Genomic DNA, 16,069 nt, shown 5'->3' with positions numbered 1-16,069 from the left:
CTCCGCCACGATCAGCCCTCGAGCTTCTTGCGGTTCTTGTCGAGGTCGTCCAGACCGCCGCACAGGAAGAACGCCTGCTCGGGCACGTCGTCGAACTCGCCCTTGGCGATCTTGTCGAACGCCTCGATGGTCTCCTTCAGCGGCACCGTGGAGCCCGGCTGGCCGGTGAACTGCTCGGCGACCAGCAGGTTCTGCGAGAGGAACCGCTCGATGCGCCGCGCGCGGCCCACCAGCTGGCGGTCCTCCTCGGAGAGCTCGTCGATACCGAGGATGGCGATGATGTCCTGCAGGTCGTTGTACTTCTGCAGGATCCGCTTGACCTCGTTGGCCACCCGGAAGTGCTCGTCGCCGATGTACTGCGGGTCGAGGATCCGGGACGTCGACGTCAGCGGGTCCACCGCCGGGTAGATCCCCTTCTGGGAGATCGGGCGGGAGAGCTCCGTGGTGGCGTCGAGGTGGGCGAACGTGGTGGCGGGCGCCGGGTCGGTGTAGTCGTCGGCGGGCACGTAGATCGCCTGCATCGAGGTGATCGAGCGGCCGCGGGTGGAGGTGATCCGCTCCTGCAGCTCGCCCATCTCGTCGGCCAGCGTCGGCTGGTAACCCACCGCGGACGGCATGCGGCCCAGCAGCGTGGACACCTCGGAGCCGGCCTGGGTGAACCGGAAGATGTTGTCGATGAAGAGCAGCACGTCCTGGTTCTGCTCGTCGCGGAAGTACTCCGCCATCGTCAGCGCCGACAGGGCGACGCGCATACGCGTGCCGGGCGGCTCGTCCATCTGGCCGAACACGAGCGCGGTGTCGTTGATGACGCCGGACTCGGTCATCTCCGTGATGAGGTCGTTGCCCTCGCGAGTGCGCTCGCCGACGCCGGCGAACACCGAGGTGCCACCGAAGTTCTTGGCGACACGGGTGATCATCTCCTGGATCAGCACCGTCTTGCCGACGCCCGCGCCGCCGAACAGGCCGATCTTGCCGCCCTGCACGTACGGGGTGAGCAGGTCGATGACCTTGATGCCGGTCTCCAGCATCTCGGTGCGACCCTCGAGCTGGTCGAAGTTCGGCGCCGGGCGGTGGATGCCCCACAGGTCGCCGGTGATCTCCAGGTCGGGCTTGTCGAGGCAGTCGCCGAGCGCGTTGAACACGTGCCCCTTGACCTGGTCGCCGACCGGCACGGAGATCGGCCGGCCGAGGTCGATGACCTCCTGGCCGCGGACCAGGCCGTCGGTGGGCTGCATCGAGATCGCGCGGACCAGGTTGTCGCCCAGGTGCTGCGCGATCTCCAGCGTCAGCGTCTTGGCCAGGTCGCCGAAGGCCACCTCGACGGTGAGCGCGGTGTACAGCTCCGGGACGGAACCGCGCGGGAACTCGACGTCGACCACCGGGCCGGTCACGCGCACGACCCGCCCGGTCGTGGTCTGGGTATCGGTAGCGGCAGTCATCTAGCTCTCACTCCCTGCGCTGACGAGAGCGTCGGCGCCACCGACGATCTCACTGATCTCCTGGGTGATCTGGGCCTGACGGGCCTGGTTGGCCTCCAGTGTCAGGTTACGGATCAGCTCGTTGGCGTTGTCGGTGGCGGCCTTCATGGCCCGCTGGCGGGCCGCCGACTCCGATGCAGCCGCTTCGAGCAGCGCGGCGAACAGCCGCGCCCCGACGTACTTGGGTAGCAACGCGTCGAACAGCTCTTCCGCATTGGGCTCGAACTCGTACAGCGCCCGGACCTCGGACGCGGACGCCGCCGCCTCCCGGCCCCGCTCCTCGATCTCGCCGTCCGGCGCCGCGACGGTGTCGACGGCGTACTCGACCTCCATGGGCGCCATCCGCCGCGCCTGCGGCGTCTGGGTGACCATGTTCTTGAACTTGGTGTAGACGAGGTGCAGCTCGTCGACGCCCTGCACGCCGTCCTCACCGGCACCGTCGACGGTGTCGTCGGCGCCCGCCATGAACGACGCCACGAGCGTGCGCGCCGCCTCGGCGGCGTCGGCGTAGCTCGGCTGCTCGGAGAACCCGGTCCAGGACTGCTGCACCTTGCGCCGGCGGAACCGGTAGTAGTTCACGCCCTTGCGCCCGATGACGTAGAGCACGGGCTCCTTGCCCTGCTCACGGAGCAGCTGCTGGAGCTGCTCCGCCTCCTTCAGCACGTTGAGGTTGTAGCCGCCGCACTGGCCGCGGTCGCTGGTGACCACCAGCACCGCGGCGCGCTTCGGGTTCTCCCGCTCCACGAGCAGCGGGTGCTCCAGCGCCGAGTGGTTGGCCAGCTCGGTGAGCACCGCCGTGATCTGCTCGGCGTAGGGCCGGGACTCGCCCACCCTGGCCCGGGCCTTCATGATCCGGGAGGTCGCGATGAGCTCCATCGCGCGGGTGATCTTCTTGATGGACTGCGTCGACCTGATCCGCCGCCGCAGCACGCGAATCTGTGCCGCCATCCCTCTGTCCGATCAGCCTGCGGCCGGAGCCGGCTTGTTGACCTTGACCGACTCGCGGTCGACCTCACCCTCGTCCAGGGCGTCGGCCTGGGCCTCCTTCGGCACCACCGAGGAGCCGTCGGACGCGGTGAAGTCCTTCTTGAAGTCCTTCACGACCGTGGCGATCCGGTCGGCGTTCTCGTCCGAGAGCTTCCCGGTGTCGCGGATCTCCCCGAAGATGCCCTCGTGGTTGCGCCGCACGTGGTCGAGGAACTCCGACTCGAACCGGCGGATGTCGGGCACCGGCACCGAGTCGAGGTGCCCGCGGGTGCCGAGGAAGATCGAGACGACCTGCTCCTGCACCGGCTGCGGTTGGTACTGCGCCTGCTTGAGCAGCTCGACGAGGCGGGCTCCGCGGCCGAGCGCGGCCGCCGACGCGGCGTCCAGGTCGGAGCCGAACGCGGCGAACGCCTCCAGCTCGCGGTACTGCGACAGGTCCAGGCGCAGCGACCCCGACACCGTGCGCATCGCCTTGACTTGCGCCGACCCACCCACCCGGGACACCGAGATACCGACGTTGATCGCCGGGCGGACGCCCTGGTTGAACAGGTCGGACTCCAGGAAGACCTGACCGTCGGTGATCGAGATGACATTGGTCGGGATGTAGGCCGACACGTCGTTGGCCTTGGTCTCGATGATCGGGAAGCCGGTCATCGAGCCGGCGCCCAGCTCGTCCGACAGCTTCGCGCAGCGCTCGAGGAGACGCGAGTGCAAGTAGAAGACGTCACCGGGGTAGGCCTCGCGGCCCGGCGGGCGGCGCAGCAGCAGGGAGATCGCGCGGTACGCCTCGGCCTGCTTGGACAGGTCGTCGAAGACGATCAGAACGTGCTTGCCCTGGTACATCCAGTGCTGGCCGATGGCCGAGCCGGTGTAGGGGGCGAGCCACTTGAAGCCTGCCGGGTCGGAGGCCGGGGCAGCGACGATGGTGGTGTACTCCAGCGCGCCCGCGTCCTCCAGCGACTGCCGGATGCCCGCGATCGTGGAGCCCTTCTGACCGATTGCGACGTAGATGCAGCGCACCTGCTGCTTCGGGTCGCCGGACTCCCAGTTCTGCTTCTGGTTGATGATCGTGTCGACGCAGACGGCGGTCTTGCCGGTCTTGCGGTCACCGATAATCAGCTGACGCTGGCCGCGGCCGATCGGGGTCATCGCGTCGATGGCCTTGATGCCGGTCTGCAGCGGCTCGTTGACGCTCTGGCGCTCCATCACGGAGGCGGCCTGCAGCTCGAGCACGCGGTTCGTCTCGGCCTCGATCTCGCCCAGGCCGTCGATCGGGGAGCCCAGCGGGTTGATGACCCGGCCGAGGAAGTTGTCGCCCACCGGCACCGAGAGGATGTTCCCGGTGCGCTTGACCTGCTGGCCCTCCTCGATGTGCGAGTACTCGCCGAGGATGACCGTGCCGATCTCGTGGGCGTCGAGGTTCAGGGCGACACCCAGCACGCCACCGGGGAACTCGAGGAGCTCGTTGGTCATCGCCGAGGGCAGGCCCTCGACGTGGGCGATGCCGTCGCCGGTGTCGGTGACGGTGCCCACCTCTTCACGGGAGGTCTCCGTCTCCAGCGACGAGACGTAGCTGGAGATCGCACTCCGGATCTCCTCGGAGGAGATCGTCAGCTCTGTCATGGCTGTCGTTTGTTCCTTCTGTTCTCGGATACGTCTCGTTGCCGGAGATCAGGTCGGCCCGGATCAGGTCGGCAGGGTGCGGCGCGCCGCGGCCAGCTTGCCCGCCACGCTACCGTCGATGACCTCGCCGCCGACCTGGACGACCAGCCCGCCCAGCAGGCTCGGGTCGAGCTCGACCTGCAGGGAGATCGGCCGCCCGTAGAGCCGCGCCAGCGAGTCGCTGAGCTTCTGCTCCTGCTCCGGCGTGAGCGCGACGGGTGCGGTGATGCGGGCGACGGACCGGTCGCGCCGGGCGGCGGCCAGCTCGGCCAGCTCCTCGGACACGAGGTCGAGGTGCCGGCTGCGGGCCAGCCGGACGGACTGGCGCAGCAGCGTCGCGGTGACCGGGGAGACCTTGCCGCCGAGCACCTGGTCCAGCAGGCCGACCCGGCGCTCCTCGGGAGCGGTGGTGTCGGCGAGCAGGCCGTTCAGCTGGGGCTCGCGGTCGAGGATGCGACCGAAGCGGAACAGCTCGTCCTCGACGCCGTCGAGGCTCTGGTCCTTCTCGGCAACGGCGAGCGTGGCCTGGCGGGCGAGCGCCTCGGACGCGGCCACCAGGTCGGCCGGCTGCGACCAGCGCGACGCGACCAGGACGTTCACGATGTCGAGCGTCGGCTGCGCGACCTGCTGGCCCAGCAGGCGCTGCGCGAGTCCGGTGCGCGCCGCCTCCGGCGACGACGGGTCGGCCAGCAGCCGCCGCAGCGCGCGCTGGGCGACCAGCAGGCGCGTCACGGCGAACAGCTCCGCGCCGAGCCGCTGGAGATCGGCCGCCGAGGCACTGTCGACGTAGGCGTCCAGCCGGGCGTTCGCCGCGGCGAGCGACTCCCGGCTGGCCGCCTGCAGGACGACTGCCATCAGCTCGCTCCGCCTGCCGGGGCGGTCTCCCGCGGCGCCATCCCGTCGAGCTCCGCGAGGAAGGAGTCCACGGTGGACGACCGGCGCGCGTCGTCGGCGAGCGAGTCACCGATGATGCGCTCGGCCAGCTGCACCGACAACCCGCCGATCTCGGCGCGGAGCTGGCGCACGGCCTGCTCGCGCTGTGCGGCCAGCTGCTCCTCGCCGCGGGCACGGATGCGCGCGGCCTCCTCCTCGGCCTGGGCCCGCAGCTCCGCCTTGATCTGCTGACCCTCGGCGCGCGCGTCGTCGCGGATGCGGGCAGCCTCGGCGCGCAGGCCGGCGAGCTGCTCCTCGTACTGCGCCTTGAGGGCGTTCGCCTGCTCCTGGGCCTGCTCGGCCCGCTGCAGACCGCCCTCGATCTTGTCCTTGCGCTCGGCGTAGACCTTCTCGAACTGCGGGAAGACCGTGCGCCACAGCAGAAGGAGCAGCAGAAGGAAGGCGATGGTCCCGACGATCATCTCGACGGGGTGCGGGACGAGGGGGTTGAGCTCCTCGGCCGCGAGAAGGGTGGTCATGGGTGTCTCCTCCGCCTACCCGGCGTTTCCGGAAGCGGTGCTGATCAGAGCGCGAACGCCATGACCAGGCCCAGGATGGCCAGGGCCTCGGACAGCGCGAACCCGATGAACGCGATGCCCTGCAGCTGGCCGCGGGCCTCCGGCTGGCGCGCGACGCCGTTGATGAACGCGGCGAAGACGATGCCCACGCCGATACCCGGGCCGATGGCCGACAGGCCGTAGCCGATGACGTTCAGGCTGCCGCTGATGTCGATGGCGGTTTGAGCGAGAGTCATTCCACTTTCCTTTCATCCGGTCCGCGGTTCGTCGCGCGGACCCGTCAGTTCGAGGGGGCGGATCCGCCTAGTGGTCGTCGGCGAGCACGCTGCCGATGTACGAGGCGGTGAGGATCGTGAAGATGTAGGCCTGCACGACCTGCACGAACGCCTCGAAGAACGTGAACACGATCCCGAGCGCGAAGGCGAACGGGGAGAGGATCCCGAGCAGGATCGACTCGGAGTGCAGCAGCATGTACTCGCCGCCGAGGATGAACACCAGCAGCAGCAGGTGGCCGGCGAACATGTTGCCGAAGAGTCGCAGCGACAGCGTGACCGGCCGCAGCAGGATGTTCGAGAGGAACTCGATCGGGGTGAGCACGATCCGCACCCACCACGGCACACCCGGCGGCCAGGTGGCCACCCGCAGGTAGCCGACGAACCCGTGGCGGCGGATGCCGATGATGTTGTAGGTCAGCCACACCATCGCCGCGAGGGCGTACGCCACGCCGGGATGCGAGAACGACGGGAACTGGACGACCGGGACGATCCCGAACAGGTTGTTCACCAGGATGAAGGCGAACAGCGTGGTGAGGAACGGGACGTACTTGAGGAACTCCGGCCCGATGTTGTCGCGGGCGATGGTGTTCCGCACGATCCCGTGGAACGACTCGCCGAGGAACTGCCCCTTGCTCGGAACCAGCGCCGGACGGCGCACCGTGTAGGCGAAGAAGGCGTACACGATGATCGCGGAGAGCACGAACAGCAGTACCGGCTTCGTGACCTCGCCGAAGATCGGCGGCAGCTGGAAGTCCTCGACGCCCGGCGCGTTGAAGCCGGGGTTGGGGGCGGTGGCCGGAGTGGTCACCCAATGCTCCTTCCGGTTCCGCCGACCGGGTGAACCAGCCCAACGGAATCGTGACGATCAGGACTTAACGTACCTGATGTAGATCAAGTACAACGAGGCCGCCCCGCCGAACAGCAAGCCGATCGGCGTGAACACCCCGGTGCCCAGCAGTACGTCCAACCCCCACCCGATTCCCCCGAACAGGAGGAAACCGGACAGCAGGTAGGACAGAGCGGTCCAGGCCTCGGCCGGGGGTGGCGGCTCAGTGCCGCCCCCGCGCGACTGGTCCGGCTCCATCGAGGAGGACCATATCAGGCACGTTAGCGGCTCTTTACCTGGGACGACCTCGACGGACGCGCCTCGCGGCGCGTGGCGGCCGTCCGGCGGTCGGAAGCGCCGCCCACCTGGCTCTATCACCTGTAGAAGGCCGGCGGACCGTGAGCGGGATCGCAACGAGATCGCCGTCACGCTCCGCGATTCTTCACCCGTTCGGGGGCGTACTCAGAGATCGACCACCGGGATGCGGGTACGCACGAAGCCGATCACTTCGCCGGCGATGTACGCGACGGTCACGCCGAGCATCGTGAACGCGAACGCCTGGTTGTCGAACAGCGTGGTGCCCCGGAACACGAGCAGGAACACCAGCAGGAACAGGAACTTCCCGGCGAAGGACGCCATCGCTCCGATCATGACACCGGCCGGGGTGGCACGGGCCGTCTTCGCCATCACGAAGGTGCCGAGGTAGCCGAGCCCGCCGGCGATGACCGCACCGACCACCGCGCCGATGAGCCCCGGGACGTCCCGCAGCACGAACGCCACGACGACCGCGACGACCGCGACGACGACCGACAGGACGAGCGCGGTGCGCTGCATCGCCGCCGCCAGCTTCAGCACAGATGCGACGTGCGGCGCGTCCTTCTGCGGTTCGGTGTTCCGGGGTTCGGTCATCTCGTCCTCGCTGCTCTCGGTACGGCGGTGGCGAGCACGGCCACGACCAGGCCGATCCCCACCGTCCACAACACCACGATCGGATCGTCGATCAGCGCCAGCGCCACCGCGCCGAACGCCAGCACCCCGGCCCACAGGTAGATCAGCAGCACGGCGCGCCGCTGGCTGTGGCCGATCTCCAGCAGCCGGTGGTGCAGGTGCATCTTGTCGGGCGCGAACGGGCTCATCCCCTTGCGGGTGCGCCGGACCACCGCCATCAGCAGGTCCAGCAGTGGCACGAACAGCACCGCGGCGAGCACGATGAGCGGCGCGAGCAGGGCCAGCGCGTCCGTGCCGTCGGCCCCGGTGTTGACGATCTTCGCGGACTCCGACGTCGTGATGGCGGCGAGGAGCAGCCCGATGAGCATCGAGCCGGAGTCGCCCATGAAGATCCGCGCGGGGTTGAAGTTGTGCGGCAGGAAGCCCAGGCACGCGCCGGCCAGCACCGCCGCGATCAGCGCAGGCGAGTACACGGACGGGTCGTTGCCCACGTCGGGGCGCAGCACCAGCCCGATCGCGAACAGTCCGGTGGCCATCGCGGCGATCATGCCGATGCCCGCGGCGAGCCCGTCGAGGCCGTCGACGAAGTTCATCGCGTTCACCATCGCCACCGTGATGAGCACGGTGAGCAGCACGCCCTGCTCCTGCCCGAGGATGATCAGCGACCAGGAGACCCCGGTGCCGCCGCCGCCCCACGGCACCCAGAACACCAGCCACACCACGCCGCACAGCACGAGGATGCCCGCCGCCGTGACCTGCCCGGCGAGCTTGGTGAGCGCGTCGAGCTCGTAGCGGTCGTCGAGCGCGCCGACCGCCGAGAGCAGCACCGCCGCCCCGACGATGCCGAACACCTCGGTCGGGTAGTAGTCGAACGCCAGCCGCAACGCGGGGAGCTGGTAGGCCATCCCGACGCCGGCCAGCACCCCGCCGAGCATCGCGAGGCCGCCCCAGCGCGGCGTCGGGGTGACGTGGACGTCCCGGTTGCGGGGCCAGGCCACGGCGCCGAGGCGCAGCGCAAGCGCGCGCACCGGCCCGACCAGCAGGAACGTGATCACCGCCGACGTCAGTCCCGCGAGCAGGAACTCCCGGATCGGGAGGACGAGCGTCGTGCCCACGGCGAGGCCGCGATCAGGGGCGCGGGTAGGCGGGGGTGCGAGCGACGAGCGCCGACACCGCCTCGGCGACGGCAGCCAGCTCGCCGTCGCCCGCCGGGGTGCCGTGCTCGGCCTTGACGGCGCGGGCCAGCAGCGAACCGATCTCGGCCATGTCCGACTCGACCATGCCCTGCGTGGTGACGCTCGGCGAGCCCACCCGGATGCCGGACGGCTTCATCGGCGGGGCCGGGTCGTAGGGGACGGCGTTCTTGTTCAGCGTGATCCGCGCGGCGTCGCAGCGGGCCTCCGCCTGGTCGCCGGTGACGCCGATCGGCCGCAGGTCGATCAGCGCGAGGTGGGTGTCGGTGCCGCCCGAGACGGCGCGCATGCCCTGGGCCTCGAGGCTCTTGGCCAGCGCCTGGGCGTTGGCCACCACCTGGGCGGCGTAGGCCTGGTAGGCCGGCTGCGCCGCCTCCTTCATCGCGACGGCCTTGGCGGCCACCGCGTGCATCAGCGGACCGCCCTGGGAGAACGGGAACACGGCCTTGTCGATGACCTTCGCGTGCTCCTCGCGGCAGAGGATCATGCCGCCGCGCGGGCCGCGCAGCACCTTGTGCGTGGTAGCGGTGACGACGTCGGCGAAGGGCACCGGCGAGGGGATCGCCTTGCCCGCGACGAGCCCGATGAAGTGGGCGGCGTCGACCATGAGCTTGGCGCCGACCTCGTCGGCGATCTCCCGGAACGCGGCGAAGTCGATCAGTCGCGGGTACGCGGTGGCACCGGCAATGATCATCTTGGGTCGGTGCTCGCGGGCCAGGTCGCGAACCTGGTCGTAGTCGATGAGCTCGGAGTCCTCGCGCACGGTGTAGGACACGGCGTTGAACCACTTGCCGGAGAAGTTGACCCGGCTGCCGTGCGTGAGGTGCCCACCCTGCTTGAGGTCCATGGCGAGCACCGTGTCGCCGGGCTGCGTGAACGCCGCGTAGGCCGCGAGGTTCGCCGACGCGCCGGAGTGCGGCTGCAGGTTGGCGTGCTCGGCGCCGAACAGCTCCTTGGTGCGGGCGTTGCCGATCTCCTCGGCGCGGTCGACGACCTGGCAGCCGCCGTAGTAGCGCCGGCCGGGGTAGCCCTCGGCGTACTTGTTGGAGAGCGTGGAACCGAGCGCGGCCAGCACCGCGGGGCTGGTGAGGTTCTCGCTGGCGATGAGCTGGAGGCCGCCGCGCAGCCGGTCCAGCTCGTCGAGCACCACTCCGGCGATCTCCGGGTCCTGGTGCTGCAGCGCGTCGAAGTCCGGGCCCCAGAACGGGGTGCTCTGCTCGGTCACGCTTGCCAACGGTACCCGCCCGGACCTGCGACGAGAGCCGCGCCCCCAGCGCTCACGCACCCCTTCGCGGCGCACGCGCCCCGTCGACCGGGAGCGCCGGCCGCGGACCGGTGCGTCGACCGAAACGGGGTGCGTGGACGGGTTACGCCGTGAGGACCTCGCGGCCGAGCACCTCGGTCACCTCCGCCAACGACACCGCGCCCTCGCGCAGGATCCGCGGGTCGTCGCCGGTCAGGTCCACCACGGTGGACGCCACCGGCTCGCCGGACGGGCCGCCGTCCAGGTAGACCGACACCTTGTCGCCGAGCTGCTCCTGCGCCTCGCCCGCGTTCGCGGCGGGCGGCGAACCGGAGATGTTGGCGCTCGACACGGCCATCGGCCCGACGTCGCGCAGCAGCTCCAGCGCCACCGGGTGCAGCGGCATGCGGAGCATCACGGTGCCCTTGGTCGACCCCAGGTCCCAGTTCAGCGACGGCGCGTGCGGGAGCACGATCGACAGCCCGCCCGGCCAGAACGCCTCGATCAGCTCGCGAGCGGAGTTCGGCACCCCGAGCACCAGACCGTCGATCGTGGACCAGGAACCGACGAGCACCGGCACCGGCATGTCCGGGCCGCGGTTCTTCGCGGCGAGGAGCTTGCGCACGGCCGCGCCGGAAAACGCGTCGCAGCCGATGCCGTAGACGGTGTCGGTGGGGAGCACCACGAGCCGTCCCGCCCGCACGGCCCGGGCCGCCGCCGCGAGCCCGGTGAGGCGGGCGTCCGGGTCGGCGCAGTCGTAGGTGGTAGCCACGGGCTGTGATGCTACTGACGGGCCTCCGCCTGCTTCGCGACGGCGGTGGATCCCTCGGACAGCGTCGGGGCCTACGAGGGCGGGGCGGTGCGCCGGCGCGCGGTGGCGAACCGGGGGCGGCCCGCCAGATCGAGGTGCTCCTGCACGTCGGTGAGCACCTGGCGACGACGGAGCAGGGCCGGCACCGCATCGCCGTGCGTGTCGTCGTGCTCGATGCCCAGGTGGCCCCCGTACCGGAGCAGGCCGGCCGAGGCCGCGATGACCGCGCGGATGACCTCCAGGCCGTCCGCGCCGCCGAACACCGCGTCCGGCGGGTCCCAGTGCGCGACCTCCGGCGGCACCGGGGTGCCGTCCGGGACGTACGGCGGGTTGCAGAGCACCAGGTCGACGTGCGACTCGAGGTCGATGAGCAGGTCGTGCCAGCGGACGTCGGCCGCGTGCAGTGTGACGGGCGTGTGGCCGGCCGCGGCGTGCGCCGCGATGTTGCGCTGCGCCCAGGTGAGCGCGGCGGGGTCGGCCTCGACGGCGTGCACCGTGGCGTCCGGACGGCTCGCGGCCACCGCGAGGGCGAGCGCCCCCGTCCCCGTGCACAGGTCGACGACCAGCGGCGACGGCACGTCGGCGATCGCCTTGAGGCCCCAGTCGAGCAGGAGCTCGGTCTCCGGGCGGGGGGTGAACACGCCGGGTCCGACGGCGACCGACACCGGTCCGAGCACGGCCGCGCCGAGCAGGTGCTGCAGCGGTTCGCGCGCGGCGCGGCGCACGACGAGCCGGCGCAGCGCCTCGACGACGGGCGGGTCCACCAGCGGGTGCAGCATCAGCTTGCCGCGCTCCACGCCGACGACGTGCGCGGCGAGGATCTCGGCGTCCACCCGCGGCGACGCGATCCCCGCCGCGGCCAGCGCTCGCTCGGCCTCGAGGATGGCCAGCCGCAAGGGCTGCCGGGAGCTCACGCCGCACCCCGCGGAACGCCCAGCCCCCGTTGCAGCAAAGCCACTTTCACGCAACGAGGTGGCGTCAAAGTGGCTTTGCTGCAAGTCGGCGGGGCGCTCATCGACCCACGGCCTCCGCGCGTTCCGCGGCGGCCAGTGCCCCGAGCACGTCGTCGAGGTCGCCGTCGAGCACGGCCGACAGGTTGTGCGCCTTGTAGCCGACCCGGTGGTCGGAGATCCGGTTCTCGGGGAAGTTGTAGGTGCGGATCCGCTCGGAGCGGTCGACCGTGCGCACCTGCGACCGGCGCTGGTCCGACGCCTGCGCCGCCGCCGCCTCGTCGGCGAGGGCCTGCAGGCGGGAGCGCAGCACCTCCATCGCACGGTTGCGGTTCTGCAGCTGGGACTTCTCGTTCTGGCACGAGACGACGACGCCCGTGGGCAGGTGCGTGATCCGCACGGCCGAGTCGGTGGTGTTGACGCTCTGCCCGCCGTGGCCGGAGGAGCGGAACACGTCGATCCGCAGGTCGTTCTCGTCGATCTCGATGCCGGCGGTCTCGCCCGTGTCGGGGTAGACCAGCACGCCCGCCGCCGAGGTGTGGATGCGTCCCTGCGACTCGGTGACCGGCACCCGCTGCACCCGGTGCACGCCGCCCTCGAACTTCAGCGCGGACCAGACGCCGTCGGCGACGGGCTCGCGGGAGCGCACCGACAGCGTGATGTCCTTGTACCCCCCGAGATCCGACGGCACGGCGTCGAGTACCTCGGTCTTCCAGCCGCGACGCTCGGCGTAGCGCAGGTACATCCGAACGAGGTCACCGGCGAACAGGGCCGACTCCTCGCCGCCCTCCCCGGACTTGACCTCGAGCAGCACGTCGTGACCGTCGTGCGGGTCGCGGCGCACGAGCAGCTCGGCGAGACGGGTCTCCAGCGCGGGAATGCGCGCGGCGAGCGCGGCGGCCTCCTCCGCGAACGCCCCATCGAGATCGGCACCGGCCTCGGCCACGAGCTCCCGGGCGACAGCCAGGTCTTCACGGGTGGCGGCGAGCTCCCGGGCGGCCGCGACGATCGGGCCGATCTCGGAGTAGCGCCGCCCGAGCTTCCGCGCGGTGGCGGCGTCGGCGTGCACGGCCGGATCGGCGAGCCGCAGCTCGAGCTCGGCGTGCTCGGCGAGCACCGCGTCGACGGACGGTGCCGTCATCGCCTCCTCCTCCTCCCCTAGGCGCCCTGGCCTGGTCCGGACATGCGGACGGCGCCCACCGAGTAGCTGGTGGGCGCCGTCGGGACACCTAGGACTTCTTGCCGGCGCGCTTGCCGTAGCGGGCCTCGAAGCGGGCGACGCGACCGCCGGAGTCGAGGATCCGCTGCTTGCCCGTGTAGAACGGGTGGCAGGCGGAGCAGGTCTCGACCGTCATCCTGCCGCTGGTGTTGGTGCTGCGGGTGGTGAACTGGTTGCCGCAGCCGCAGGTGACCTGGGTCTCGACGTAGTCCGGGTGGATGCCTGAGCGCACGATGGGTTCCTCTCGATGTGGCGCCGGGTCCTCGTCGCAACGGGGTGAACCGGCGCCGGGCGTGACGGTCTATTCAACCACCCGGCGGACGGCGATGTTCCCGGCGGGTCAGCTGCAGGCGGCCTCGCCGCTGTCCACCTCCGGCGCGTCCTCGATGCCGTGGAAGCGCCAGCCGTAGCCGTCGGGGCGCAGGGTCAGCGCGAGCACGCCGAACGAGGAGTTCCACCGCACCCGGCTGCGGTCGGCGGTCTCCCCCAGCTCGCGCAGCTCCTCGCCGCCGGTCCCGACGACGAACTGCACCATGCCCGCGTCGTCGGCCGTCCCGTCGGCGTCCTGCGGGGCGAACCGCTCGTAGACGTGCTCGTGCCCGCTGAGCACGAGCTCGGCCCCGGCCTCGTCGAGCAGCTCCCACAGCGGGGCGACGTCCTCGTCGGAGCCGTGCTCCGCGCCGGAGGAGAACCGCGGGTTGTGCCAGGCCGCGAGCGTGCACCGCGCCGGGTTCTCGGCCAGGTCGGCGGCGAGCCATTCCCCCTGCGGACTGTCGGCCTCGCAGCCGCCGACCTCGTCGCACTCGGAGTTCAGCACGACGACGTGCCAGCCCTCGACGTCGAACGAGTACCAGCCCTGGTCGGGCTTGCCCGCCCGGTCCCCGAAGTAGGCGAAGTAGTCGTCGGCGTCGCCGCTGAGGTACTCGTGGTTGCCCGCCACCGCGTAGGTGATGTCGAGGAAACGGCCCCAGGTCCGGTCGTAGGACGCCGCGTACTCCTCCGCGTCGGCCTCCTCGTACTGCGTGTCCCCGAGCGCCAGCACGACGTCCGGGCCCAGCTCCTCGACGAGCGCGGCCGTGTCCTCGTGCCGGCAGTCCTGCGGCGTCGGCTCGCCGCCGGGGGCGCAGGCGATGTCGCCCGCGGCGACGAGCAGCGCGCCCTCCCCACCCGAGCCTGCGGACGTGGCCGACCCGGGGACCGCGTCGGCGCACCCGGCGAGGACCAGCACAACGGCGAGGGCCGGCCCCGCGACGAGACGTCGCATCGGGGCCGGCCCTCGCACGGTCCGCGTCCTCGCAGCCGCGTCAGTCCTCACTGCCCGGCGTGCTCTTGGCCACCTGCATCAGGAACTCGATGTTGGTGCGCGTCTTGCGCAGCTGGGTGAGCAGCAGGTCGATGGCCTGCTGGTCGTCCAGTGCCGCGAGCACCCTGCGCAGCTTGACCATGACGCCGTACTCGTCGGGCGACATGAGCAGCTCGTCCTTGCGGGTGCTGGAGTCACCGACGTCGATCGCGGGGAAGACCCGCTTGTCGGCGATGCGGCGGTCCAGCTTGAGCTCGGCGTTGCCGGTGCCCTTGAACTCCTCGAAGATGACGGTGTCCATCGTGGACCCGGTCTCGACCAGCGCCGTGGCGAAGATCGTGAGCGAACCGCCGTCCTCGATGTTGCGCGCCGCGCCGAGGAACCGCTTCGGCGGGTAGAGCGCCGTGGAGTCGACACCACCGGACAGGATCCGGCCCGACGCCGGCGCCGCCAGGTTGTAGGCCCGGCCCAGCCGCGTGATGTTGTCCAGCAGCACGACGACGTCGTGCCCCATCTCGACCAGGCGCTTGGCCCGCTCGATGGACAGCTCCGCCACGGTGGTGTGGTCCGACGGCGGGCGGTCGAAGGTGGAGGCGATGACCTCGCCCTTCACCGACCGCTGCATGTCGGTGACCTCCTCCGGCCGCTCGTCGACGAGGACGACCATGAGGTGGCACTCGGGGTTGTTCGTGGTGATCGCGTTGGCGATGTTCTGCATGATCGTGGTCTTGCCCGCCTTCGGCGGGGACACGATCAGCGCCCGCTGGCCCTTGCCGACCGGCATCACCAGGTCGATGACGCGGGTGGTGAGCTTCTGCGGCTCGGTCTCCAGGCGCAGCCGCTCGTTCGGGTACAGCGGCGTGAGCTTGGTGAACTCCGGGCGGTTGCGCGCGTTCTCCGGGTCCTGCCCGTTGATCGAGTCGACGCGCACCAGCGGGTTGAACTTCTGCCGCGACTGCTCGCCCTCGCGGGGCTCGCGGACCGCGCCGGTGATCGCGTCGCCGCGCCGCAGGCCGTACTTGCGCACCATCGACAGCGACACGTACACGTCCGTCGGACCGGACAGGTAGCCCGTAGTGCGGACGAACGCGTAGTTGTCGAGGATGTCGACGATGCCGGCCACCGGCAGCAGCACGTCGCCGTCGCGCACCTCGGTGTCGACGTTGCCCTGGCCGCCGCTGCCGCTGGTGCGGTCGCGGCTGTCGCGGTCGCGGCCCCGGCGGCGGTCGCGGAACCGGCGGCCCCGCCTGCCGCGGCCGTCGCCGTCGTCGTCGCCGTCGTCGTCGGGCCGGTTGTCCCGCGGGCCCCGGTTGTCACCCCGGTTGTCGGGCCGGTTGTCCCGGCCGCCGCGGCCGCCGTCGCCCCGGCCCCCGTCGCCCCGGTTGTCGGACCGGCCGTCGCCCCGGTTGTTGTCGCGCTCGTCCCGTCCGTCGCCGCGGTTGCGGCCGCGCTGCCGGTCGTCGCCCGTGCTCTCACCGGCGCCGGGCTCGCCCGCGCCGTCGTTCTGCTCGCCGCGGCCACGCCGCTGGCGGGACCGCCTGCCGCCCTGCTCGGTGTCCGGAGTGGACGGGGTCGCCGGGGCGGTGGGCGCATCGGCGGGCGCGCTCGCGGAGGCCGCCTCGGCCGCCGGGGCGGGCGTGCTCGCGGGGCCCTCGGTCGCCGGGGCGGCAGCAGGCGCGGCGGCGGCGGCCGGAGCGGTGCCGTCGGCCGCCCGGGTGGTGGG

Annotated in this window: 17 protein-coding genes; all 17 read right to left on the bottom strand. The window is 71.2% G+C overall.

The window, feature by feature from the left end; all coding sequences use genetic code 11:
• Positions 1 to 11 precede the first annotated feature (11 nt).
• Entirely contained in the window at positions 12 to 1,439 is a 1,428-nt protein-coding gene (atpD, locus tag KME75_RS18795) for a F0F1 ATP synthase subunit beta (RefSeq protein ID WP_219416155.1), read from the bottom strand.
• Entirely contained in the window at positions 1,440 to 2,426 is a 987-nt protein-coding gene (locus KME75_RS18790) for a F0F1 ATP synthase subunit gamma (RefSeq protein ID WP_219416154.1), read from the bottom strand.
• Between the two features lie 12 nt (positions 2,427 to 2,438).
• Positions 2,439 to 4,088 carry a F0F1 ATP synthase subunit alpha gene (gene atpA, locus KME75_RS18785; protein WP_219416153.1) on the bottom strand — a complete coding sequence of 550 codons (1,650 nt, stop codon included), beginning with the start codon at positions 4,086 to 4,088 and terminating at the stop codon, positions 2,439 to 2,441.
• A 63-nt stretch (positions 4,089 to 4,151) separates the two neighbouring features.
• Positions 4,152 to 4,982: a F0F1 ATP synthase subunit delta gene (locus tag KME75_RS18780; protein ID WP_219416152.1), complete on the bottom strand. Its 831-nt coding sequence runs from the start codon at positions 4,980 to 4,982 to the stop codon at positions 4,152 to 4,154.
• Positions 4,982 to 5,539, bottom strand: coding sequence for a F0F1 ATP synthase subunit B (locus KME75_RS18775; protein WP_219416151.1), 558 nt, complete (start codon positions 5,537 to 5,539; stop codon positions 4,982 to 4,984). Before KME75_RS18775 ends, KME75_RS18780 begins: the two co-directional genes overlap by 1 nt.
• Before the next feature lie 44 nt (positions 5,540 to 5,583).
• Complete coding sequence (atpE, locus tag KME75_RS18770) at positions 5,584 to 5,814, bottom strand: ATP synthase F0 subunit C (RefSeq protein WP_219416150.1); 231 nt, start codon at positions 5,812 to 5,814, stop codon at positions 5,584 to 5,586.
• Between the two features lie 67 nt (positions 5,815 to 5,881).
• Entirely contained in the window at positions 5,882 to 6,661 is a 780-nt protein-coding gene (atpB, locus tag KME75_RS18765) for a F0F1 ATP synthase subunit A (RefSeq protein ID WP_219416149.1), read from the bottom strand.
• Positions 6,662 to 6,718: 57 nt separating this feature from the next.
• Positions 6,719 to 6,937: an AtpZ/AtpI family protein gene (locus tag KME75_RS18760; RefSeq protein WP_219416148.1), complete on the bottom strand. Its 219-nt coding sequence runs from the start codon at positions 6,935 to 6,937 to the stop codon at positions 6,719 to 6,721.
• Positions 6,938 to 7,141: 204 nt separating this feature from the next.
• Positions 7,142 to 7,588, bottom strand: a complete 447-nt coding sequence (locus KME75_RS18755) for a Cg1360 family ATP-synthase-associated protein (RefSeq protein WP_219416147.1) — start codon at positions 7,586 to 7,588, stop codon at positions 7,142 to 7,144.
• Positions 7,585 to 8,742, bottom strand: a complete 1,158-nt coding sequence (locus KME75_RS18750; RefSeq protein ID WP_219416146.1) for a glycosyltransferase family 4 protein — start codon at positions 8,740 to 8,742, stop codon at positions 7,585 to 7,587. Before KME75_RS18750 ends, KME75_RS18755 begins: the two co-directional genes overlap by 4 nt.
• 13 nt (positions 8,743 to 8,755) lie before the next feature.
• Complete coding sequence (gene glyA / locus KME75_RS18745) at positions 8,756 to 10,045, bottom strand: serine hydroxymethyltransferase (RefSeq protein ID WP_219416145.1); 1,290 nt, start codon at positions 10,043 to 10,045, stop codon at positions 8,756 to 8,758.
• 142 nt (positions 10,046 to 10,187) lie between these two features.
• The gene (locus KME75_RS18740; protein WP_219416144.1) at positions 10,188 to 10,835 is read right to left on the bottom strand and encodes an L-threonylcarbamoyladenylate synthase; all 648 of its coding nucleotides are present in this window, start codon (positions 10,833 to 10,835) and stop codon (positions 10,188 to 10,190) included.
• Between the two features lie 71 nt (positions 10,836 to 10,906).
• The gene (gene prmC / locus KME75_RS18735) at positions 10,907 to 11,788 is read right to left on the bottom strand and encodes a peptide chain release factor N(5)-glutamine methyltransferase (RefSeq protein WP_219416143.1); all 882 of its coding nucleotides are present in this window, start codon (positions 11,786 to 11,788) and stop codon (positions 10,907 to 10,909) included.
• 97 nt (positions 11,789 to 11,885) lie between these two features.
• Entirely contained in the window at positions 11,886 to 12,965 is a 1,080-nt protein-coding gene (prfA, locus tag KME75_RS18730; RefSeq protein WP_219416142.1) for a peptide chain release factor 1, read from the bottom strand.
• A gap of 88 nt (positions 12,966 to 13,053) precedes the next feature.
• Positions 13,054 to 13,275, bottom strand: coding sequence for a 50S ribosomal protein L31 (rpmE, locus tag KME75_RS18725; protein WP_219416141.1), 222 nt, complete (start codon positions 13,273 to 13,275; stop codon positions 13,054 to 13,056).
• Between the two features lie 108 nt (positions 13,276 to 13,383).
• Complete coding sequence (locus KME75_RS18720; protein WP_219416140.1) at positions 13,384 to 14,307, bottom strand: metallophosphoesterase family protein; 924 nt, start codon at positions 14,305 to 14,307, stop codon at positions 13,384 to 13,386.
• A gap of 40 nt (positions 14,308 to 14,347) precedes the next feature.
• Positions 14,348 to 16,069, bottom strand: a 1,722-nt coding sequence (rho, locus tag KME75_RS18715; RefSeq protein ID WP_219416138.1) for a transcription termination factor Rho, incomplete at its 5' end; no start/stop codon positions are given.

It is taken from the genome of Pseudonocardia nigra, assembly GCF_019396355.1.
GTDB lineage: Bacteria > Actinomycetota > Actinomycetes > Mycobacteriales > Pseudonocardiaceae > Pseudonocardia > Pseudonocardia nigra.
This window is presented reverse-complemented; position numbering and strand designations above follow the sequence as displayed.